Below are 19927 nucleotides of genomic sequence, written 5' to 3'. Positions count from 1 at the left end.
CGGTATCCACACCCTGTGTACGTCCACCGGCTGGAACTGATCGACTTCCGCTCGTACGAGCGGGTGGCCGTCGACCTCCAGCCGGGGGCGAACGTCCTGACCGGCGCCAACGGCGTCGGCAAGACCAACCTCGTCGAGGCGCTGGGCTACGTGGCGACCCTGGATTCGCACCGGGTCGCCACGGACGCACCTCTGGTCCGGATGGGCGCCGCGTCCGCGGTGATCCGCTGCGCTGTGGTCCACGAGGGGCGGGAGCTCCTGGTCGAGCTGGAGATCGTGCCCGGCAAGGCCAACCGGGCCCGGCTGGGCCGATCACCGGCGCGACGGGCCCGGGACGTCCTCGGCGCCCTGCGACTGGTGCTGTTCGCCCCGGAAGATCTTGAGTTGGTCCGGGGCGACCCGGGCGAGCGCCGCCGCTACCTGGACGACCTGCTGGTCAACCGACAGCCGCGGTACGCGGGCGTGCGGGCCGACTACGAGCGGGTGGTCAAGCAACGCAACGCCCTGCTGCGCACCGCGTACCTGGCCCGCAAGACCGGCGGGTCCCGGGGCGGCGACCTCGGCACCCTCGCCGTCTGGGACACCCACCTGGCCCAGCACGGCGCGGAGCTGCTCGCCGGCCGACTGGACCTCGTCGCCGCGCTCACTCCGCACGTCGCCAAGGCCTACGACGCGGTGGCTGCCGGTCGGGGTGCGGCGAGCATCACCTACCGGCCCTCGATCGAGCTGACGGAGCCGACCACCGACCGGGCCGCGTTGGCCGATGCCCTGACCGCCGCCCTGGCCGCGTCCCGCTCCGCCGAGATCGAACGGGGCACCACCCTGGTCGGCCCACACCGCGACGAACTGGCACTGACTCTCGGCCCACTGCCCGCCAAGGGGTACGCCAGCCACGGCGAGTCCTGGTCGTTCGCGCTCGCGTTGCGGCTGGCCGGGTACGACCTGTTGCGCGCCGACGGCATCGAGCCGGTGCTGGTGCTCGACGACGTCTTCGCGGAGTTGGACACCGGCCGCCGGGAACGGTTGGCGGAGCTGGTGGGCGGGGCGAGTCAGCTGCTGGTCACCTGCGCGGTGGACGACGACGTGCCGGCCGCCCTGCGCGGCACCCGCTACCAGGTAGGCGAAGGGACGGTACGCCGTGTCGGATGAGCCACGCCCCAAGCGACCCGCCGCCGCCGGCGACGCCGCAGCCGCGCGTACCCCTGGGAAGGAAGCGACGGGCGGTGAGCCGGCGGCGGCCGCCAGTGGGCCGGAGCTGGCCCGGGCGGTGCTCGACGCGGCGCTGTCCCGGCGGCAGGCGGCGGCCCGCGCCCGACGTGCCCCTGGCGGCGGTGGCGACGCTGCCGGTGGCTCGGGGCGGCGGCTGCGTGGCTATTCGGGCCCGGGCCCCGATCCGCGTGATCCGCAGCCGCTCAGCGCGGTGCTGAACCGGTTGGTGAAGGCGCGTGGCTGGCAGCAGCCGGCGGCCGAGGCCACCGTGTTCGGTGCCTGGGAGCGGGTCGTCGGTGCGGAGGTCGCCCAGCACAGTCGCCCGGTCAAGCTGGAGAACGGCGAGCTGACCGTGGAGGCGCGCTCGACCGCCTGGGCGACCCAACTGCGGCTGCTCGCCGGCTCGCTGCTCAAGCAGATCGCCAGCGAGGTCGGCCACAACGTGGTGCGCAAGCTGCACATCCACGGCCCGGCCGCGCCCTCCTGGGGGAAGGGGCCGCGCCGGGTGCGGGGCCGGGGCCCCCGCGACACGTACGGCTGAGCAGGCTTCTCAGCGCCTCCGGTCGGCCTCCCGGGCCGCCCGCTTCCGCTCGCGCTGCTCCCGGCTGTAGCGGTTGCGCTCGGCCAGGTCGCGTTTCCACGCCTCGCGGGCCTCGGCCGAGCCGCCCTGCACCGCGCCCTGCACGCCCTCGGCTGGGCCGGCGAGGTGCCGGAAGACCCAGCGCAGGAATCGGCCGCCCTCGCCGGGGGACCTGGTGACCGCGCCGTCCTCGCTCATCTGCCGCACTCTCCCGCGTCACGTCGTTTCGCCCTCGACCGGGCAATAGTTGGGGCACCAATGCTTGGTACACCAATGATCGGTACGATAGTCACCGTGCTTGGGGAGGGCAACCGATGAGCGAACAACCGGGCGGCGTCGACCCGCTGGCGCTGGAACAACAGGTCTGTTTCGCCCTCTCGGTGGCCGCGCGCAGCGTGGTGGCCGTCTACCGGCCACTCCTGGAACCGATGGGGCTGACCCATCCGCAGTACCTGGTCATGTTGGCGCTCTGGCAGCACGCGCCGTTGTCCGGTCGCGATCTCAGCCGCCTGTTGCAGCTCGACCCGGGCACACTGTCACCCCTGCTCAAGCGGCTCGAAGCGGCCGGTTACCTGCGCCGGGAACGCGACGCCACCGACGAGCGCAGCCTCGCCGTCACCCTCACCGCCAGCGGTGCCGCGCTGCGGAGTCAGGCAGAGCTGATCCCCGCCGCGATCGTGCAGCGCCTCGGGCTGCCCGTCGAGGACCTGCAACACCTGCACGCGGTGCTCACGCAGTTGATCGCGGCGGCCAACCGGCCGAGCGGCGACCAGACCACCACGGAGACCGGCGCGGCGGCTCAGGCGTCGGCGTAGACGGCGAAACCGCGCTCGGCGCAGCGCCGGTAGAACGCGGCCAGAACGCCCAACTCGGCGCAGGTGAAGTTCCACTGCGGCGGGTCGCCGCGCTCGTCGCGCAGCGCGTCGAGCCGGCTCTCCAGCCAGCGCAGTTGCTGCTCGGCCAGTCGTCCGTCGCCGAGCAGCGAGCGGAGCACGGTGCTCACCGACTCGAAGGTGACCACCTCGCCGTGCGGGCGGTGGCCGGCCACGAACCGCTCGATCCCGCCGGCGACCCAGGCGCAGCCGTCCGGGTCGATCACCGGGTCCTCATCCTCGGCGGCAGCGTCTGTGGCGTACAACACACCTTCGAGGCCGAGGAGCAGATCCACCAACTCGGTGTACGCGGTAGCCCGGATGGTGCCGGTCTTCGCGATGAGCTCAGCCAGCGCCGCGGTCGGCGCGGAGATTCGCGGCAGGTCGACGATCTCGCCGAAGTCGACGAACTCGGCCGGTGCGACCGGGTCGTAGAAGCGGCCGGTCCGCGGCCAGTGCACCGCGACGTTGTCCAGCCCCATCTGTCACCTCTTCAAGAGCACGTGTCGGGTCGATCGGGTCGATCGTCCGGTTCCGGCCGGTAAAGATCAAGGCCGGTTCCCGGGGCGCCGCAAACGTACGGCACGGACGCTACTGCCGCGACCCCCGACCCGCCCGGCTGCGGGTCAACCCTTCCGGGGGCGCGCGTGCGATCGGGGCCTGGCGTGTGGGGGGAGTCGTGGGCAATGGGGTTCTGCCGGCTATGGACTTCTGAGCCGCCTCTCTGAGGGTGCCGAGTGGTGGTTCTGTCCTCCGCGCACAGTAGGATTGACAGCGAGACGAAGACTCGGTGCGGAGAGGGATGGGGCTGGCAGCCCCAGGTTCATTCTCCACGTCGGGTTGAGCCGATCGCGATCCGCGGGCAACCGCGGCGACCGGCGCGTTCGACCCGCTGTCCGGAGGTCTCCGGCACCGGTCTGCGCGCCGACGTCGCGTCCTGTCCGCCGAACCCGCGCCCGACGCGCCCTACCGGCGTGGCTGACGCGAGAAAGTGGCCGAGGGTGGCAGCGCAGGACAAGCAGGAGTACGGCGCAGAGTCGATCACCGTTCTTGAGGGTCTGGAGGCGGTCCGCAAGCGGCCCGGTATGTACATCGGGTCCACCGGTGAGCGCGGTCTGCACCACCTCGTCTGGGAGGTCGTCGACAACGCGGTCGACGAGGCGCTGGCCGGTTACTGCGACACCATCGACGTGGTGCTGCTCGCCGACGGTGGCGTCCAGGTCACCGACAACGGCCGTGGTTTCCCGGTCGACCTCCACCCCAAGCTCAAGAAGCCGGGTGTCGAGGTCGCGCTGACCGTGCTGCACGCGGGTGGCAAGTTCGACGGTAAGGCGTACGCGGTCTCCGGTGGTCTGCACGGTGTCGGTGTCTCCGTGGTGAACGCGCTCTCCACCCGGATGGCCGTGGAGATCCACAAGTCCGGCTTCGTGTGGCGGCAGCAGTACAACTACTCCAAGCCCGGTCCACTGGACAAGGGCGAGACCACCGACCGCACCGGCTCGACGGTCACCTTCTGGCCCGACTCCGACATCTTCGAGACCGTCGACTTCGACTTCCAGACCATCTACCGGCGCCTGCAGGAGATGGCCTTCCTCAACCGAGCGCTGCGCATCCACCTGCTCGACGAGCGGGTGGCCGAGGAGGAGGACGGCCGGCAGCGTGAGGTCACCTTCTACTACGAGGGCGGCATCGCCGACTTCGTCCGGCACCTCAACGCCTCGAAGAGCCCGATCCACAAGACCGTGGTCGAGTTCGGTGCCGAGGAGGAGGGCATGTCGCTCGAGATCGCCATGCAGTGGAACGAGTCGTACGGCGAATCGGTCTACACCTTCGCCAACACGATCAACACGCATGAGGGCGGCACCCACGAGGAGGGCTTCCGGTCCGCGCTGACCAGCGTGGTCAACCGGTACGGCACCGACAAGAAGCTGCTAAAGGGCGACGAGAAGCTCTCCGGTGAGGACATCCGGGAAGGGCTCGCGGCGATCATCTCGGTCAAGCTCGCCAACCCGCAGTTCGAGGGCCAGACCAAGACCAAGCTTGGCAACACCCCGGTGAAGAGCTTCGTGCAGCGCGTCTGCAACGACCGGCTGGTCGACTGGTTCGACCGCAACCCGGCCGAGGCAAAGATGATCATCACGAAGGCGTCCCAGGCGGCCCGGGCCCGGATCGCCGCGCAGCAGGCGCGCAAGTTGGCTCGGCGCAAGTCGCTGCTGGAGTCCGGCTCGATGCCGGGCAAGCTGGCCGACTGCCAGTCCACCGACCCGCGTGAGTCCGAGGTGTTCATCGTCGAGGGCGACTCGGCCGGCGGCTCGGCGAAGCAGGGCCGCGACCCGCGGACCCAGGCGATCCTGCCGATTCGCGGCAAGATCCTCAACGTGGAGAAGGCCCGGATCGACCGGGTGCTGAAGAACAACGAGGTCCAAGCGCTGATCACCGCGCTGGGCACCGGCATCCACGACGACTTCGACATGGAGAAGCTGCGGTACCACAAGGTGGTGCTCATGGCCGACGCCGATGTCGACGGCCAGCACATCCAGACGTTGCTGCTGACCCTGCTGTTCCGCTTCATGCGTCCGCTGGTCGAGATGGGCAACGTCTACCTGGCTGCCCCGCCGCTCTACAAGATCAAGTGGAACAAGAAGGGCGACGACGCGCAGTACGCGTACTCCGACCGCGAGCGGGACGGGCTGATCGCGCTGCGCCAGCAGAAGAAGCCGAACGCCAAGCCGGACGACATCCAGCGCTTCAAGGGCCTCGGCGAGATGAACTATCCCGAGCTGTGGGAAACCACGATGAACCCGGCGACGCGTACCCTGCGTCAGGTCACTCTCGACGACGCGGCGACCGCCGACGAGTTGTTCAGTGTGCTGATGGGTGAGGACGTCGAGGCGCGCCGGTCGTTCATCCAGCGCAACGCCAAGGACGTGCGGTTCCTGGACATCTGACGGACCGGGGTGGATCGGCCGGGTGCTGCCTGGCCGATCCACCGGTCCACAGAGTTATCCACAGCTTGGCCGGTATCCACAGCCGTTATCCACAGCACGAAAACGACTCTGAGTCTGATAAGGGTATACAGTGACCGATTCTCCCGAGTCCACACCGAACGAGCCCGAGGTCCCCGCCGAGGCCATCGCCGCCGTGGTCGCGCACGACCGGATCGAACCGGTCGGGCTCGAGGTGGAGATGCAGCGCTCCTACCTCGACTACGCGATGAGCGTGATCGTCGGTCGCGCGCTGCCGGACGTCCGGGACGGGCTCAAGCCGGTCCACCGCAAGATCCTCTACGCCATGTTCGACTCCGGCTACCGCCCCGACCGCGGCTACGTGAAGTGCTCCCGCGTCGTGGGCGACGTGATGGGCCAGTTCCACCCGCACGGCGACTCGGCGATCTACGACGCGCTGGTCCGCATGGCGCAGCCCTGGTCGCTGCGGTACCCGCTGGTGGACGGCAACGGCAACTTCGGCTCGCCCGGTAATGACCCGGCCGCCGCGATGCGCTACACCGAGTGCAAGCTCGACCCGCTGGCCATGGAGATGCTGCGGGACATCGACGAGGACACCGTCGACCTCCAGGACAACTACGACGGCCGGGCCAAGGAGCCCACGATCCTGCCGTCGCGGATCCCCAACCTGCTGGTGAACGGCTCCGAGGGCATCGCGGTCGGCATGGCCACCAAGATCCCGCCGCACAACCTGCGCGAGATCGGCGCGGCGGTGCAGTGGTGCCTCGATCACCCGGAGGAGGACGAGCAGACCACCCTTGAGGCCCTGCTCGGCATCGTCAAGGGTCCGGACTTCCCGACCCACGGCCTGATCGTCGGCACGACCGCCATTCAGGACGCGTACCGCACGGGTCGTGGCTCGATCCGGATGCGCGCGGTGGTGGAGGTCGAGGAGGACAAGCGGGGCCGGCCCTGCCTGGTCGTCAGCGAGCTGCCCTACCAGGTCAACCCGGACAACCTGGCCGAGCGGATCGCCGAGCTGATCAAGGAGGGCAAGCTCGCCGGCATCGCCGACATCCGCGACGAGTCCTCCGGGCGTACCGGTATGCGGATCGTGCTGGTGCTCAAGCGCGACGCGGTCGCCAAGGTGGTGCTGAACAACCTCTACAAGCACACCCAGCTCCAGGAGACCTTCGGCGCCAACATGCTGGCGCTGGTCGACGGTGTGCCGCGCACGCTCAACCTGGCCCAGTTCATCCGCTACTACGTCGAGCACCAGATCGACGTGATCCGTCGGCGGACCGCGTTCCGGCTGCGCAAGGCCGAGGAGCGGGCGCACATCCTGCGTGGTCTGGGCAAGGCGCTGGACGCGTTGGACGAGGTGATCGCCCTGATCCGGCGGTCGCCGACCGTGGACGACGCCCGGCAGGGCCTGATCCGGCTGCTGGAGATCGACGAGATCCAGGCGACCGCGATCCTGGACATGCAGCTGCGCCGGCTGGCCGCACTGGAGCGGCAGCGGATCGTGGACGATCTGGCCAAGCTGGAAATCGAGATCGCCGAGTTCAAGGACATCCTGGCCAAGCCGGAGCGGCAGCGGCGGATCGTCTCGGAGGAGCTCGGCGAGATCGTCGCCAAGTGGGGCGACGACCGGCGTACGCAGATCATTCCGTTCGACGGCGAGGTCTCGATGGAGGACCTCATCGCCCGCGAGGATGTGGTCGTCACGATCACCCGCACCGGGTACGCCAAGCGGACCAAGGTCGATCTGTATCGCTCGCAGCGGCGCGGCGGTAAGGGCGTCAGTGGCGCCACGCTGCGGCAGGACGACATTGTCAGCCACTTCTTCGTATGCTCGACCCACGACTGGATCCTGTTTTTGACGAACAAGGGTCGCGTCTACCGGGCCAAGGCGTATGAGTTGCCGGAGGCCAGTAGGGTAGCCAAGGGCCAACACGTGGCCAACCTGCTCGCCTTCCTGCCTGACGAGCAGATCGCGCAGATCATTGAGATCCCGAACTACCAGGTAGCCCCCTATCTGGTACTGGCCACGAAGAACGGCCTGGTGAAGAAGACGCGGCTCGAGGAGTTCGACTCCAACCGTTCCGGCGGCATCATCGCGATCAACCTTCGCGATGAGGACGAGCTGGTCGGTGCTGCGCTGGTTGCGCCGGAGAACGACCTGCTGCTGGTCTCCAAGAAGGCACAGGCAATCCGGTTCAACGCCTCGGACGAGGCGTTGCGGCCGATGGGCCGGGCCACCTCGGGCGTGATCGGCATGCGCTTCACGGACGATGACGTCCTGCTCGCCATGGAGGTCGTCCGAGAGGGTTTGGACGTTCTGGTGGCCACGAACGGGGGATACGCGAAGCGCACTCCGATCGAGGAATACCCGGTGCAGGGCCGGGGAGGTAAGGGCGTGCTGACTGCGAAGATCACCGAACGACGTGGTGGCCTGGTCGGCGCGGTGGTGATCGATCCGGACGATGAGCTGTTCGCGATCACCAGTAACGGTGGTGTCATTCGGACTCCGGTGAAGCCTGTACGCCGTACCCGTGACCGGAACACAATGGGGGTCAAGCTGATGGACCTCCCGGACGGCGTGACTATCGTGGCGATTGCTCGCAATGCCGACGAGCCTGACGAACAGGACTAGTTGAATGACGGAGACACAGGCGAAGTCGGGGAACACGGGGACCTCGGCCAACCCGGTCGACGAGGAGGCCGCCAAGGGCGGCACACCAGCGACCGGCCGCGCGGCCGTGGGCCGGGCGACGGTCCCCGCCGATGCGCCTGCCCCGAAATTCACGAGGGCCCCGGGCATGACACCCCCGCCGGAGCAGTCCGGCGAGGACGCTGAATCGGGCGACAAGACCGAGACGGCTGGCGCCGAGGCGCCGACGTCCGCCACCGCCACACCTCCGGGTTCGGCGGCGGCACCCTCGGCCCGTCCGGCGACGACCCAGCCGATCAACGTGCGGCCCGGCCAGGCGGCGTCGACCGGGACCACCGGCACCCAGCCGCGGATCACACCCGGCATGACCCAGCCGCAGCCGGACGCGGCGCGTACCGCCGCTGCTGCCGCCCGCCCGGCCAGCGGCGGTGGCCTCCCCCCGGGGATCGGCAACGCGTCCGCCGTCGGGGCCGCCCGCGTCGGTGAAGCGGTGCGTGCGGCGCGTACGTCGGTCAGCTCGGCCGCGTCCCGCGGACCGCGCCGGGCCCGGCTGAACCTGAAGCGGATCGACCCGTGGTCGGTGATGAAGTTCGCGTTCGCCGTCTCGGTGGTGCTCTTCATCGTCGTGGTGGTCGCCACCTCGGTGCTCTACCTGGCGCTGGACGCGATGGGCGTGTTCCAGAGCGTCAACGAGAGCCTGAGTGACCTGGTCAACGCCGGCGGTGGGCAGAGCACCAGCGGCTTCCAGATCACCGCCAAGGGCGTGATCCTCAGCTCGGCGCTGATCGGCCTGGTCAACGTGGTGCTGTTCACCGCGCTGGCCACGCTGGGAGCGTTCGTCTACAACGTCTGCGCCGACCTGGTCGGCGGGATCGAGCTGACCCTCGCCGAGCGGGACTGAGCAACCGGGACGCCGGGGCACCGCGGAAAGCGGTCGCTCCGGCGTCCCGTACTCAGGTAGGTTTTGCAGGCGTCGATGGCCTGGCTCGTGAGGCCGGACCCCGATTTGGGGCTGGCCGAGCGGATGGGTTAATCTTGCTCGTCGCAACGCGGGGCTATAGCTCAGTCGGTTAGAGCGCAGAGCTGATAACTCTGAGGTCGATGGTTCGATTCCATCTAGCCCCACCGCATGTCGTCCGACGGTAGTCGAGCTTGAGGGGTTGCCCCATGTTCAAGAAGCTGCTGATTCTGGCTGGCGTCGTCGGCGTAGCCGCCGTCGTGTTCAACAAGATCAAAGCATCGAACGACGAGCGCGCTCTGTGGCACGAGGCGACCACCGCGCCCGACCTGCGCTGACGTCTGGCCAGGCGACGAGCGATCGACGCCACGGCCACCCACGGGGCCCTAGCTCAACTGGCAGAGCACTGCCTTTGCAAGGCAGGGGTTAGGGGTTCGAGTCCCCTGGGCTCCACCAAGCTCCGATGCAGTTCACAGGGCGTTTTCGTCTCCCAAATCCGGCTCATCGGATCGATGGTCGTCTTTCTTGGTCAGCGAATCGTCAGCGGGGTACCCGAAGACGCCTCGGATGAGCCGGTGGAAGTCGGCCGGTGTGTGCGTGTAGCGATTGAGCGTCGTGGACGCCTGTTCGTGGCCCATCACCGCCTGGACGACGTTGACCGGCACCCCGCTTGAGATTAGGTACGTGGCGTATCCGTGCCGAAGGTCGTGGAACCGCAACCCACCCGCAGCCCTGGCCGCCACGTGGGCAACCGCATCGCGGTGCGTCGTAAGCTCCGCCGACCACTCGATGCCCTCCCGGTCGCGCCAGGTAGCCCGGAAGCGGTGCGGGCCGGTTTCCGCGACCTCACCAAGCAGTCCGGCTCGCACCAGCGAGGGCCGCCACACCTGGCGCCGGAAGTTGCTTCGGAGCATGGGGTCGCCCGCCTGGTTGGTGAACACCCGGTCGGCCTCGCCGGGGTCCGTCCGCTCCCGGTGACGCACCAGCTCGACCCGCAGGAACGGCGGTACGGGGACTACGCGCCGGCTCTGCGCTGTCTTCGGATACGGCTTGTCCGACGCGTGCCCGTTGACCTCGATCACCACGCGCCGCACGGTCAACGTCGCGTCCTGGTCGTCATCCTCCGGCAGGTCGATATCGGCCCACCTCAGCCCGAGGCACTCGCCCCACCGCAGGCCAGCGCCAGCCGCCGCCGCGACCACCGGTCGGTGCCACTCCGGCACGCTCGGCAGCAGCAGTTCCCCCACCTGGTCGAGCGTGAGCGGGACCAGCCCTCCCGCGCGCTTGCGCTGTGCTGGTAGCCGCACACCCTCGCAAGGGTTGAACGCGATCAGCCTGCCGCGCACCGCCGACGCGAGGATGGACGACAGCAGCGAGTGGCACGAGGCGACGGTGGCCGGCGACAGCTCACGGCCCATCCGCGTCACCCACTCCTGAACGGCCAGGTGATCGATCCGCCCGACCGGCCAGGTGCCCCACTGTGGCAGCAGTCGCGCTCGTAGACGCGAGGTCCAACCGGCAAGCGTCGTCGTCTCCACCGACCGCGACGCTAGCCACCGCTCGGCGTACGTACTGAATCGGATCTTTCCCGCAGCAGGATCGACGTAGGTGCCCTGACTGACGGTCGTCTCGGTGGCCGCGAGGTACGCGGCGGCCTCCTTGCGCGTGCGGAAGGTCTTCGCGCGCTGACTGCCGGATGGGTCGCGCCAGTTGGCGCGGAACGTGCCGGCGGGTGTCTTGATGATGTGTCCCACGGTTGTGAATCTCCTCGCGTTGGTGACGGTGTGTTACCTGTTGCTCGGCCGGTTAGTGGCTTAGCTAGCAGGGCTTGCCGGTGGCGTGGTTCGCGTTCTGGTGGGGTTTTCGGGTGTTGGTGCTGGTGAGCCGCTAGCCGCTAGGTTGCTGGTGGTGTTGGCGATTTGCCGCTAGCGGGGGTGCTAGCGCTAGCAGGGCGGGCCGCTAGCGCTAGCACCTACGGCGGGTGCCGTCCGGTCGTCCGTTTCAGTGACGGAGCGTGTACGTGGTGGCGGTGGCGCTAGCGGTGCCGCTAGGTCTAGCGCCACCACCCGCTAGACCTAGCCGGCTGAACCCATCTCGGTTCGGCGTTGCTGGCGTTGCTCGCGGCGTTCGATGGCGGCTAGCTCCCGCTCCACGTCTTCGACGCTGGCGATGGGAAGGCCGTCGATCCACTGATGGAGGCGGCGCTTCGGAATGGCCCACCGCCCGCCGAGCTTGATCGCAGGGATCTCGCCGGAGCGAACGAGGGCGTAGGTGGAGCCGAGGGAGAGTCGCAGGATCTCGGCGGTTTCGGCGACGGTGTAGACGGCGGACACGACCGGGGCGCGGGTGCCGGTGGTGGGGATGCCCCCCGCCTTGGTGGGGGTGGGCCGGTGTGGGAACGGGACGACGTTGCTCACGGCTGGTTCCTCCGGGTAGCGGCTGCTGGGGGTTGGTCAAGGGCCGTGGGGCGGTTTTCGGCCGGTGGGCGGTGTGGGCCGCTACCGCTAACTGGCGGGGTCGGTGCTGGCCAGGCTGGTAGCGGCTGGGGTAGCGGTGGCGCTACCTGGTGGCGAGCCGCTACCCGGGTTGCTGGGGGTCGCGGTCGCGGGTGGTGGTGGCCGGATGGGTGGCCGGTGGCCCGGTTCGGCGGGTTGGTGGTGGTGGCCGCGACCCGCGACCTCGGGGTGTTGGTGCTGGCCGGGTCGGTCGCGGCGCGGGTCGCGTCGACGCGACCGGTTGCGGTCGGGGCGCGACCCGGGTGGCGGTGACGGAACGCCCGCGGTCGAGCTGCCCGGCGTGGTGACAACCGGGGTTGTCGCCAGGTGGCTTGCGTTGCCGGGTGGCTAGGAGGTGCCCGGTCGTCGCGGTGGCCGCCAGGGCGTGCCGGGCGGGTGTCCGGCGTGCCGGTCCTAGACCGCTAGATCGCTGGTCGGCTGCGGTGTTGGCTCCTAGGGGTGCTCCTAGGTCTAGGAGGGTGTCGGTCCTAGGGCTAGGAGGGCTGGCAAGCCGGTCCCTGCCGGCGGTCCGGCGGTCGTCCGTCTGGTGTGGAGGGTCGGTGGGGTGGTCCGGCAGAACGGCGCAGGGCGGGCCGCCCAGAGGGCCGTAGGCGCTTGATCCGGCCCGGGTCGGGGTTAGGCCATGCGCCGATCCGTCTGTGGGGCTCTCAGCGGGCCGGCTTGCGGCGGCCTGGCCGCGCCGGGTGGGTTCAGCGGGTGGTGATAGCGCTGACACGTTGACACTCCCTCATGGTCGGCGGGTTTGTGCTGGTCAGGGCCGGTGTCGCGCTGTCAGCGCCGGGTGTTGACAGGCGTTGACAGCGCTGACACCTGGCCGCGCCTAGCGGGGTGACGGAGCGTGAGGGATTTCGGTCTGTCCGGCCAGTGCGGCCACAGTGCGGCCAGTGCGGCCAGCTTCTGAAACGTGGCCGGACTGGCCGGACTGTGGCCGGACTGGCCGCTCTGCGGGTTGGTCGTCACGGACGGTGAGTTGCCAGAGGGTGCGGGCGGGGAAGCCGTGGCGGGTGACGGTGACTCCCGCGCGGGTCTTGGCCCGGCGCAGCGTCCGCTCGGCGATGCCCTCGGCGCGGGCGGCCTTGAGCACGTCGCTGCGGATCGCCTCGCCGCCCTGCTCGATCAGGTAGTCCTTCAACCACCCGGCGGCCTCATCACGCTCGCTGCGGTCGTCGCCTTCACCGGCCGCGCCGTCGCCGAGGATGTCGCCCACGGACCGGTCGGACTCCCCGGTGATGGTCAGCTTCCCGACGAACGCCGGTCCCTCGTCGGTGGGGATCTCTACCGACTCGACCACGTACCGCAGTGAGGGCACGTTCAGCGGGCCGAGGTTGTTCTTCGCCTGGCTCATGACGCACGAGCCGTCGCCGGCCTCGTCGTCGCGGGCGATGGCGATCACGGCCCGCGCCACTGCCGAGAACGCCCGCGACCCGGTGATCAGGTTCAACGCGTCGGGGCTGGCTGACTTGTTGAAGTGCGCCAGGCCAACCACCGCGCACCCGGTGCGGTCAGCCATGTTGACCAACGGTTCCAGCGCGGTCCGTAGGTCGCGGTCGCGGTGGGTGTCGATCGCCGAGTGGATCAGCGACAGCAGCGGGTCGGCGGCCAGCAGGGCCACACCGAGACGGGTGATCTCCCGACCCAGCGCGGTGCAGTCGCGGGGCAGGGTGAGGGAGTCAAAGCCGCCGTCGTGCTGCACGTCGACCCGGTACACCATGTCCATGTCCGCGCCGGCCGCGAACAGTCGTGGGCCGATGGTCTGCGACCACGAATCCTCGGTGGCCGCGTAGATGACCGGGCGCGGCGTGCCGTGGTGCCGGCCCGGCAGGATGCCTTGGGTGATCTGCGCGGTCAGCCACGCCAGGGTGAGGGACTTCCCGATGCCTTCACGGCCGGGGATGACGGTCAGCGCACCGGAGGGAATGCGGTCGGTCCACGTCCACGCCACGGGGCGCATCCGGATCTGCGACGCCGGAGTCAGCAGGATCTTCCGGCCGTGCTCGGCGTTCCCGCCGGGCTCAACCTGACCCGTGCTGGCCGCGTCGTGGTCCGGTTCACCATCCGAGGCGTGACCGGCGGCAACGCCGTCCAGACCCGCTGGGGCGGGGGGCATCTCCGAGTCAGATCGGCTGAAACACTGCGCAGCGGGATCAGGTCCGCCCGTGACGCCGCTGAGGGGTGTTTCAGCCGGTTGTGGTGGTCGGACACCCGGGGCCGATGATCGGCCCAGCGTGGTTGGTGGTGGTGGAGAGTCCGGCGTCAGCCGGTCCAATGAGCTGTGGTTCGTGGCGGTCACAGGGTGACTCCCGTCCGAGGGTTGTGCGGGGCGGTCTGGGGTTGCCGGACCCGGGTCCGGCATGAGGCGGCTTGCCGGTTCGATCACCGGTGACGCAAGCCGCCAGGCGGCATCCGTCACCGGCAGGTGGCGGCAACCGTGGTTGTCGTCGGGCGGCGCAGCTCGACGCGCAGCCGGCCCGCGAGGGTGGCGACGGTGGTGATGAGGCGGCCCGGTTTGCGCAGTGGCGGCACCTGGCCGGCGTGGCGTAGGTAGACCTGCGGGAGCTGTCCGGACTTGCGCTGGTTGCACGGCCGGCAGGCAAGGACGAGGTTCATCAGCGCCCACCCGGGCAGAAGGCTCTGCGGGATGAGGTGGTCGACGGTTGCTGTGATCAGGGCCGGGAACGGGTGGCCGCAGTAGAAGCACCCGGCGCCGTCGCGGTCGGCCAACGTCTGCTTGATCTGGCGCATCCGGCGGGAGTTCGGCCGGGCCATCAGGCCACCGACCGATCAAGGTTCGCGCCGAGGTGCGCGGCCAGGCCGGTCACGTCCCACGCCACCGACACCGCCCGGGACTGCCGGCGCTGGCCGCAACCCCACACCTGCCGCTCACGCTCGTTGAGCGCCTTCACCAGCGAGTCACCCGGGGCGACCCGACCGCCGTTCATCTCCAACAGCTCGACGTACCGGCCATTGACGTTCCGGGCCGCCGTCGCCCGTGCTTGCACCTCAGCCACACCGAGACGCGCCACGCCCTGAACCGCGTAGCCGATCTCCTGCTCACTGCTCAGCGCTTCCCGCCGCGTCGGCATGTCCGACACCGCCAGCGCCACCGCCACTTCCTGCGCGTCCAGCACCGACGTGACCAGCACCCGCAGATACTCCACATCCGCGCTGTCGTTCGCCGGGACCGCAGAGATAGGCTTGACCTGCATCTTCGTACTCCCTCGCCTGGAGATCCGTTGATGTACTGGCCTCGGCGGGGTTGCACCCCCGCCGAGGCCGCTTGCATAGGTGACACGGTAACCGGCTAGCCGGTAGCTGTCTAGCCGTATCGCCGGTAGCTGTCTAGTCGCTAGACTGCTCGCATGACCGCTCTTGAAGACCTTGAGAAGCTGGCTGCCCGTGTTCGTGAGGCCAGTCAGGCGCTTGACGCCCTGCGGCAGCAGCGGGACCAGCTCATCCGCGACGTGCGCCGCTCCACTGAGCACACCGTTCCGGAGATAGCTGAGGCGGCCGGCGTGTCGCAGGCGACCGTCAAGACGGTCATACGTGGCGTGCGCTGATTTCGTAGCCATGCAACGAGGAAAGCCGATATCGGCAGTGGTCAGCACCGTGTGACGACCCATGTGAAGTTCGGCAACCCGTGTGGGCGTATCCCGTCGTGCCGCTCCACCGGTACCGTCCCAGGTAGGCCCTGGGGAGGGACGGACACGTGAACGAACCGAATGACACTCTGGCCGCACTCGTCCATGAGGCAGGGTTTTCGTGGGCCGGATTGGCGAGGCGCATTAACGACCTTGGTGCCACCGAAGGGCTTGCCCTTCGGTACGACTACACGGCCGTGAACCGCTGGGTGAAGCGCGGCGAGACCCCGCGATCACCGGTTCCGACGCTGCTCGCGCGGGCACTATCCGAACGGGTCGGCCGGCGGGTGAGCCCATCTGAATTCGGCATGACTGAGGAAGAAACCCTCGCCGCGCGAGGGTTGGAGTACGCGGACAGCCCGCGCGCAACAGTGGACACGATCATCGATCTCGGGAGAGCTGACGTGAAGCGCCGCGACATCGTGAAAGCGCCGTTCGTGCTGGCCGCGCTCGGTGCACCTAGCCGCGACTGGCTCCTAGCCACGCTCGACGAGACGACGACCGAGCGCGGACCGCGCCAGGTGGGCATGCGCCAGGTGGCCGGCATCCGGGAGATGTTTACGCTCTTTCAAGAGATGGACGTGATGCGCGGTGGTGGGCACGCGCGGACCGCCCTGGTGGAGTACATGCAGAGCTACGTCCTGCCCTTGCTCAAGCGTGAGCATGAGCCGGCTGTGCAGCGCGCCCTCTACGAGGCTGCCGCCGAACAGTCGTACTTGGTGGGCTGGATGGCGTACGACGATGGAGAGCACGGTCTGGCGCAGCGGTACCTGATCCAGGCGCTACGACTGGCGCAGGCGGCCAACAGCGTTGCTCTCGGCGCGCACGTTCTGGCCGGCATGTCGGATCAGGCGAACCTGCTCGGTCACCCACGCGAGGCACTGATGCTGGCTCGGGCCGGTCGCCGTGGACTTTCCGAGGGAGATTCGCCTGCCTGCCTCGCTGATCTTCACATTCTGGAGGGGCGCGCGCTCGCGGCTCTCGGTGAGGCGTCAGCCACCGCCGCATCGGTCGTGAGGGCCGAGCAGGTGTTTGGGCGCGTGGTCCACGACGAAGAGCCGGCCTGGGCAAAGTTCATCGACGCACCGTACATCTTCGGGGAAGCCGCACACTGCTTCCGTGACCTCGGCCAACCCTCGGAGCTTGAGCGCTTCGCCAGCGAGTCCGCCGCTGGCGCTCGGCGGCAGGGACGCGCACGCCGCGGGGCACTCAGTGAGGCGGCGCTCTCAATCGCTGACCTTGACCGGGCGAATGTCGAAGCTGCTGCATCTCGGGCCGCGCATGTCGTGAATTTGGCCGCCTCGGTCAATTCGTCGCGTGCTATCGAGACCGTGCGCGACCTGCAACGTCGCATGAAGCCGTTTAGCAACGTCCAGGAAGTCCAGGAGTTCAATACGCGGGCGGCCACGCTGCTCGGTGTTGCCGCGTAGCCTTCGACTTCTACCATTCGGCAGTTGTTCAAAGCGAGTATGTAGGTGACTCTTGATCCGCAGGCTGACTCTCGACTCAATAGGACGCCCGCCTTCGTGGCCCGACTCGTCGGACAATCCCATTCGTTCGCCGTTCGAGCCTAGAGCGCCACTACCTAGGATGCGAGTGTTGTTAGATGCCGGGGTGGTTCAACGAGCTAACGAGTGTGAGGAATCCTTAGAGGCCCTTCTTGTCGGCCTGCTGGCACATGATTTGATCGAACTATACCGCTATTCCGATGATGGTCCTCCCGTCGATGCTCCCCGGTTTAAGGCCGGCGATCAGCAAGGGTCGGCGATTGGTTGGGTCGAAGTGCTCGATGATTCTCGTAACGACTATCGAGGGGTTTGGTGGGCTAATGATTCATCACGTACCTTCGGCTCTTTTCATTTGAGCTTGGCGCGATTAGTTGAATCGGAGAGTTCTGCTGGGGCATCTGTCGACCCGCCCACCGAGCAGGTGGCCGAGCGGGCAAGGTTAGCCGGTAATGCTGCCGGAGCGGCCGAGGCTGTTGGCGCGCATCTTTTCGTTACAAATAGGGCTCAACTTACTGCATCACGGTATCGGCAGCGGAAGAACTGGCTGAGCCCATCGGAGGCGATAGCCTTTGTAAGCCTTTATCTGAGGGCGCAGGACGTCTACCTTGCCTCAGTTTCTCCCGATGGTCGATATTCGATAGCCTTCGATCGAGGCATGTTCTTTTGGGTAGGTACGCGTGAGCTTCTGCCCTCAGCGTGGCGTTACGTTGGCGGGTTGATGCAGCATTCCACGCATCAAGGGGTGGAGGATCTTGGCGTTCTCCCCCTTTCCGTACTTGAGCGAGTACAGCGGGTGCTAGAGGCCCGGGACGTCATCCACGTGTCGCTCAATCGACCGCATAGCAGACGCGCTGGAGATGAGGCAATCTCTAGCTTCGAGACTGCTCTGCTCTTTCTGATGGCCGCTCTCGATGCGACCGCTGTTGTAGCGCATATTGTCCTTGGTTTTACTGGTCCGCAGTATCACGCAGGATGGCAGAACCCTGGTTGGATAGCGAGGGTGCAGAAGACGGCAGGGTCGAAACTTGCTGATATCTTTGTGCAGGGATCGCGAGGAAAGTCGGCGCTTACGATCCTCCAGCACTTGCGAAACTCCATCCACGGAGCCCCTCTCCAAAATGTGACGTACCAGAAGGGGGGTGCGGTTGAGCGTAGTCTTTTTAGCTTCCCGCAAACGCGCCGACAAGAACTCATGGATGCGATATCGGCATTGGGCGGGAATTCTCTCTGGGGGGTAGAGAAGTTTTCAGACGACCATATACTCGTCGATGCCGGCGTGATGCTGGACAGGCTCCTGCCCGAAATCTTCGACCTTCTCAACAAGGTAATGGACCTAACACCGATTGAGAGCCTTGAGGGTGTCTCACTTAGCCCTGGTGATGTGGATCCGCCTAGCGACGATGGGTCAGGGCATCCCAGCCCCTTCCACGAGGGGTATCGGCTGAGCGCTCGGTGGCAACTGGGGTTTAGCACCTAGCGGGGCGGCGCTTTTCGTTCGCTGAACTTGCCCCGGGTTGACGTCGATGCTGCCGCGTTGCGGGGCGGCACGTTGAGAAGCCGGCCGCGTCCGTCACCTCGTCGCGGGCCCATCGAGACGGTGCGCGACCTACGACGCCGTATGAAGCCGCTCAGTGCCATCCCCGAGGTTCAGAGGTCTAATCACCGCGTCGGTGAGCTGCTTGGCCTTGCGGCTTAGTGCTCCGTGCCGGGGCAGGCAGGATCGCTCTGCCTGCCCCGCAGGTAACTAGGCAACGAACAGCGCCGCCAGGGTGGCGGCAGCAGCCACCAGCGTCGACACCGCTGTGACCAGGGCCGTTACGGCTGTTAGGTAGCCGATTCGGTGCCTGTGCTGGTCATCGCTTGGCTTGGCCCGTCCCCGCCGGGTTGCTAACCTGGGCACTCGATCTCCTTAGCTAGTCCGTTGCACGCGGATCAACACGGAGTTCACTGCGGCACCCGTTCCTAGGCGGGTGCCGCTCCGTGTCTCTAGAGGTTGTACACCGCCGTGCCGACAGCTGTGCGTACCAGGGTGACGTCTAAACATCAGCCGTGTAAGTCCTCGGCCTTGATCGAAGCACTAGGCGCGTGAGCAGCACAACAACGCCGGTGGACGAGTCTCGGGACAACCTGTGGACGACGGTGGACGAACATGTGTGCTAGCTGTGCACAGCTTGTGGGTAACAGTTGGGGAATTCGCGAAAATCCATGCTTGACCTGGGCAAACGAGATCCACAGCCTGTGGACGGACGTTTATCGGTCCGCGTGGTAAGACAACCGGCCACTTTCGACCTACTCGCTAGTAGAGAGCTAAGTCAGGCCCTGTCGTACGGGTGTGATAGGGCCGAGGCGCGTCAGCGAATAGTCAGCAAAAGCTGTGATGGCCGCTACCAACGGACGACAAAGAACGACGGGCGCTGTGCAAAGAACGACCAGTGTTGCCACTCGTCGACTATGCCCAGCGCCCGTCAATGGCCTTTGCAAGGCAGGGGTTAGGGGTTCGAGTCCCCTGGGCTCCACCAGCACTTTCCTGGGCGATCTCGGTCCCGAGTGCAGCCAAGCGGGTCAATGCCGTCCACTCCTCGCCCAGCACGCGATCGATGGCTGAGGCAGCCTGACGAGCCCGCGCCGGCAGGACCTGGCCGTAGGTATCGGCCGTCATCCGGATCGTGGAGTGCCCGAGCAGCTCCATCACCGTCCGCAGTTCCTCGCCCTGATCAAGGCGGCCCGCAAGCGGGCCGCGCCGGCCCGGCCTCGGCCTGCTGGCGACCTCCGGCCGGCATCGGCCGGGCCGGCCGGCCGGCCGGCCACGCTGGCGTGACACAAGAACATGAAGACCTCGGGGCTCCGCCCCGAACCCCGGCCCTCCTCAGAGATGCCACCGCAGCTCACCTCGCCGGGCACCACAAGGGCTACCAGCCTCCCCGGAGGGGGAGTGTCAACGCCGCCCCAACCCTGACCACCGTGGTCCGGCTGAAAGTGGACCACCTCGGGTTGGTTGATCTTTAGTCGTTGGTCTTGGTGGCCGGT

General features: G+C 67.8%; 19 protein-coding genes and 2 tRNA genes. 14 read left to right on the top strand and 7 right to left on the bottom strand.

From position 1 onward, the window contains the following. Nucleotides 1-15: 15 nt before the first annotated feature. The gene (gene recF, locus ABZS37_RS13025; RefSeq protein WP_355168477.1) at nt 16-1149 is read left to right on the top strand and encodes a DNA replication/repair protein RecF; all 1134 of its coding nucleotides are present in this window, start codon (nt 16-18) and stop codon (nt 1147-1149) included. Further along, nucleotides 1139-1750, top strand: a complete 612-nt coding sequence (locus ABZS37_RS13020) for a DciA family protein (protein WP_355168475.1) — start codon at nt 1139-1141, stop codon at nt 1748-1750. The genes recF and ABZS37_RS13020 overlap by 11 nt, the downstream gene beginning before the upstream one ends. A gap of 9 nt (nt 1751-1759) precedes the next feature. On the opposite strand, the gene ABZS37_RS13015 is transcribed toward ABZS37_RS13020, so the two are convergent. After that, the gene (locus tag ABZS37_RS13015; protein ID WP_355168473.1) at nt 1760-1987 is read right to left on the bottom strand and encodes a hypothetical protein; all 228 of its coding nucleotides are present in this window, start codon (nt 1985-1987) and stop codon (nt 1760-1762) included. A 116-nt stretch (nt 1988-2103) separates the two neighbouring features. Here ABZS37_RS13015 and ABZS37_RS13010 point away from each other — a divergent pair, with 116 nt between their 5' ends. Then, nucleotides 2104-2604 (top strand): MarR family transcriptional regulator, encoded by a 501-nt coding sequence (locus ABZS37_RS13010; protein ID WP_355168471.1) that lies wholly within the window; start codon nt 2104-2106, stop codon nt 2602-2604. Here the strand turns inward: ABZS37_RS13010 and ABZS37_RS13005 are convergent. After that, complete coding sequence (locus tag ABZS37_RS13005; RefSeq protein WP_354992978.1) at nt 2589-3143, bottom strand: hypothetical protein; 555 nt, start codon at nt 3141-3143, stop codon at nt 2589-2591. The two genes, ABZS37_RS13010 and ABZS37_RS13005, sit on opposite strands and share 16 nt — an antisense overlap. A gap of 519 nt (nt 3144-3662) precedes the next feature. Between ABZS37_RS13005 and gyrB the strand changes: the two genes are divergently transcribed. From gyrB to ABZS37_RS12975, 6 genes are all read left to right on the top strand, one after another. Continuing rightward, the gene (gene gyrB, locus ABZS37_RS13000; protein WP_355168469.1) at nt 3663-5609 is read left to right on the top strand and encodes a DNA topoisomerase (ATP-hydrolyzing) subunit B; all 1947 of its coding nucleotides are present in this window, start codon (nt 3663-3665) and stop codon (nt 5607-5609) included. A gap of 130 nt (nt 5610-5739) precedes the next feature. Next, the gene (gene gyrA, locus ABZS37_RS12995) at nt 5740-8262 is read left to right on the top strand and encodes a DNA gyrase subunit A (RefSeq protein WP_355168467.1); all 2523 of its coding nucleotides are present in this window, start codon (nt 5740-5742) and stop codon (nt 8260-8262) included. Between the two features lie 4 nt (nt 8263-8266). Next, nucleotides 8267-9181: a DUF3566 domain-containing protein gene (locus ABZS37_RS12990; RefSeq protein ID WP_355168465.1), complete on the top strand. Its 915-nt coding sequence runs from the start codon at nt 8267-8269 to the stop codon at nt 9179-9181. 150 nt (nt 9182-9331) lie between these two features. Beyond that, nucleotides 9332-9405: transfer RNA gene (locus tag ABZS37_RS12985), tRNA-Ile, on the top strand. 42 nt (nt 9406-9447) lie between these two features. Beyond that, on the top strand, nt 9448-9576 hold the full coding sequence (locus tag ABZS37_RS12980; RefSeq protein WP_209444550.1) for a DLW-39 family protein: 129 nt from the start codon (nt 9448-9450) through the stop codon (nt 9574-9576). Nucleotides 9577-9618: 42 nt separating this feature from the next. Further along, nucleotides 9619-9694: transfer RNA gene (locus ABZS37_RS12975), tRNA-Ala, on the top strand. Nucleotides 9695-9708: 14 nt separating this feature from the next. Here ABZS37_RS12975 and ABZS37_RS12970 read toward each other — a convergent pair. Both ABZS37_RS12970 and ABZS37_RS12965 read right to left on the bottom strand, forming a co-directional pair. After that, nucleotides 9709-10992 (bottom strand): site-specific integrase, encoded by a 1284-nt coding sequence (locus tag ABZS37_RS12970; RefSeq protein ID WP_355168463.1) that lies wholly within the window; start codon nt 10990-10992, stop codon nt 9709-9711. 321 nt (nt 10993-11313) lie between these two features. Beyond that, nucleotides 11314-11655 (bottom strand): helix-turn-helix domain-containing protein, encoded by a 342-nt coding sequence (locus ABZS37_RS12965; protein WP_355168461.1) that lies wholly within the window; start codon nt 11653-11655, stop codon nt 11314-11316. A gap of 216 nt (nt 11656-11871) precedes the next feature. Here ABZS37_RS12965 and ABZS37_RS12960 point away from each other — a divergent pair, with 216 nt between their 5' ends. Next, nucleotides 11872-12006: a hypothetical protein gene (locus tag ABZS37_RS12960; protein ID WP_355168459.1), complete on the top strand. Its 135-nt coding sequence runs from the start codon at nt 11872-11874 to the stop codon at nt 12004-12006. A 568-nt stretch (nt 12007-12574) separates the two neighbouring features. On the opposite strand, the gene ABZS37_RS12955 is transcribed toward ABZS37_RS12960, so the two are convergent. The 3 genes from ABZS37_RS12955 to ABZS37_RS12945 all read right to left on the bottom strand — a co-directional run bounded on the left by ABZS37_RS12955 (nt 12575) and on the right by ABZS37_RS12945 (nt 14960). Then, entirely contained in the window at nt 12575-13861 is a 1287-nt protein-coding gene (locus tag ABZS37_RS12955) for an AAA family ATPase (protein ID WP_355168457.1), read from the bottom strand. Between the two features lie 299 nt (nt 13862-14160). Further along, nucleotides 14161-14520, bottom strand: a complete 360-nt coding sequence (locus ABZS37_RS12950; protein ID WP_355168455.1) for an HNH endonuclease — start codon at nt 14518-14520, stop codon at nt 14161-14163. Next, nucleotides 14520-14960, bottom strand: a complete 441-nt coding sequence (locus tag ABZS37_RS12945; protein ID WP_355168453.1) for a hypothetical protein — start codon at nt 14958-14960, stop codon at nt 14520-14522. Before ABZS37_RS12945 ends, ABZS37_RS12950 begins: the two co-directional genes overlap by 1 nt. 153 nt (nt 14961-15113) lie before the next feature. Between ABZS37_RS12945 and ABZS37_RS12940 the strand changes: the two genes are divergently transcribed. The 4 genes from ABZS37_RS12940 (at nt 15114) to ABZS37_RS12925 (ending at nt 19718) form a co-directional block, all read left to right on the top strand. Then, nucleotides 15114-15311 (top strand): hypothetical protein, encoded by a 198-nt coding sequence (locus ABZS37_RS12940; protein ID WP_355168451.1) that lies wholly within the window; start codon nt 15114-15116, stop codon nt 15309-15311. A 149-nt stretch (nt 15312-15460) separates the two neighbouring features. Beyond that, nucleotides 15461-16822 carry a hypothetical protein gene (locus ABZS37_RS12935; protein ID WP_355168449.1) on the top strand — a complete coding sequence of 454 codons (1362 nt, stop codon included), beginning with the start codon at nt 15461-15463 and terminating at the stop codon, nt 16820-16822. A gap of 166 nt (nt 16823-16988) precedes the next feature. Continuing rightward, on the top strand, nt 16989-18377 hold the full coding sequence (locus ABZS37_RS12930) for a hypothetical protein (RefSeq protein ID WP_355168447.1): 1389 nt from the start codon (nt 16989-16991) through the stop codon (nt 18375-18377). A 1194-nt stretch (nt 18378-19571) separates the two neighbouring features. After that, complete coding sequence (locus tag ABZS37_RS12925; RefSeq protein WP_355168445.1) at nt 19572-19718, top strand: hypothetical protein; 147 nt, start codon at nt 19572-19574, stop codon at nt 19716-19718. The last annotated feature ends 209 nt before the right edge of the window (nt 19719-19927 follow it).

The sequence above is a fragment of the Micromonospora sp. NPDC005413 genome (assembly GCF_040606435.1).
In the GTDB taxonomy this organism is placed as follows: domain Bacteria; phylum Actinomycetota; class Actinomycetes; order Mycobacteriales; family Micromonosporaceae; genus Micromonospora.
The sequence above is the reverse complement of the archived record's forward strand: the minus strand, read 5'-3'. Positions and strand labels throughout refer to the sequence as shown.

Excerpts from the sequence above, each read along its gene's own strand:
- ABZS37_RS13015 (WP_355168473.1), bottom strand. The coding sequence starts at position 1,987 with ATGAGCGAGGACGGCGCGGTCACCAGGTCCCCCGGCGAGGGCGGCCGA.
- ABZS37_RS13010 (WP_355168471.1), top strand. The coding sequence starts at position 2,104 with ATGAGCGAACAACCGGGCGGCGTCGACCCGCTGGCGCTGGAACAACAG.
- ABZS37_RS13005 (WP_354992978.1), bottom strand. The coding sequence starts at position 3,143 with ATGGGGCTGGACAACGTCGCGGTGCACTGGCCGCGGACCGGCCGCTTC.
- ABZS37_RS12990 (WP_355168465.1), top strand. The coding sequence starts at position 8,267 with ATGACGGAGACACAGGCGAAGTCGGGGAACACGGGGACCTCGGCCAAC.
- ABZS37_RS12980 (WP_209444550.1), top strand. The coding sequence starts at position 9,448 with ATGTTCAAGAAGCTGCTGATTCTGGCTGGCGTCGTCGGCGTAGCCGCC.
- ABZS37_RS12955 (WP_355168457.1), bottom strand. The coding sequence starts at position 13,861 with ATGCCCCCCGCCCCAGCGGGTCTGGACGGCGTTGCCGCCGGTCACGCC.
- ABZS37_RS12950 (WP_355168455.1), bottom strand. The coding sequence starts at position 14,520 with ATGGCCCGGCCGAACTCCCGCCGGATGCGCCAGATCAAGCAGACGTTG.
- ABZS37_RS12945 (WP_355168453.1), bottom strand. The coding sequence starts at position 14,960 with ATGCAGGTCAAGCCTATCTCTGCGGTCCCGGCGAACGACAGCGCGGAT.
- ABZS37_RS12940 (WP_355168451.1), top strand. The coding sequence starts at position 15,114 with ATGACCGCTCTTGAAGACCTTGAGAAGCTGGCTGCCCGTGTTCGTGAG.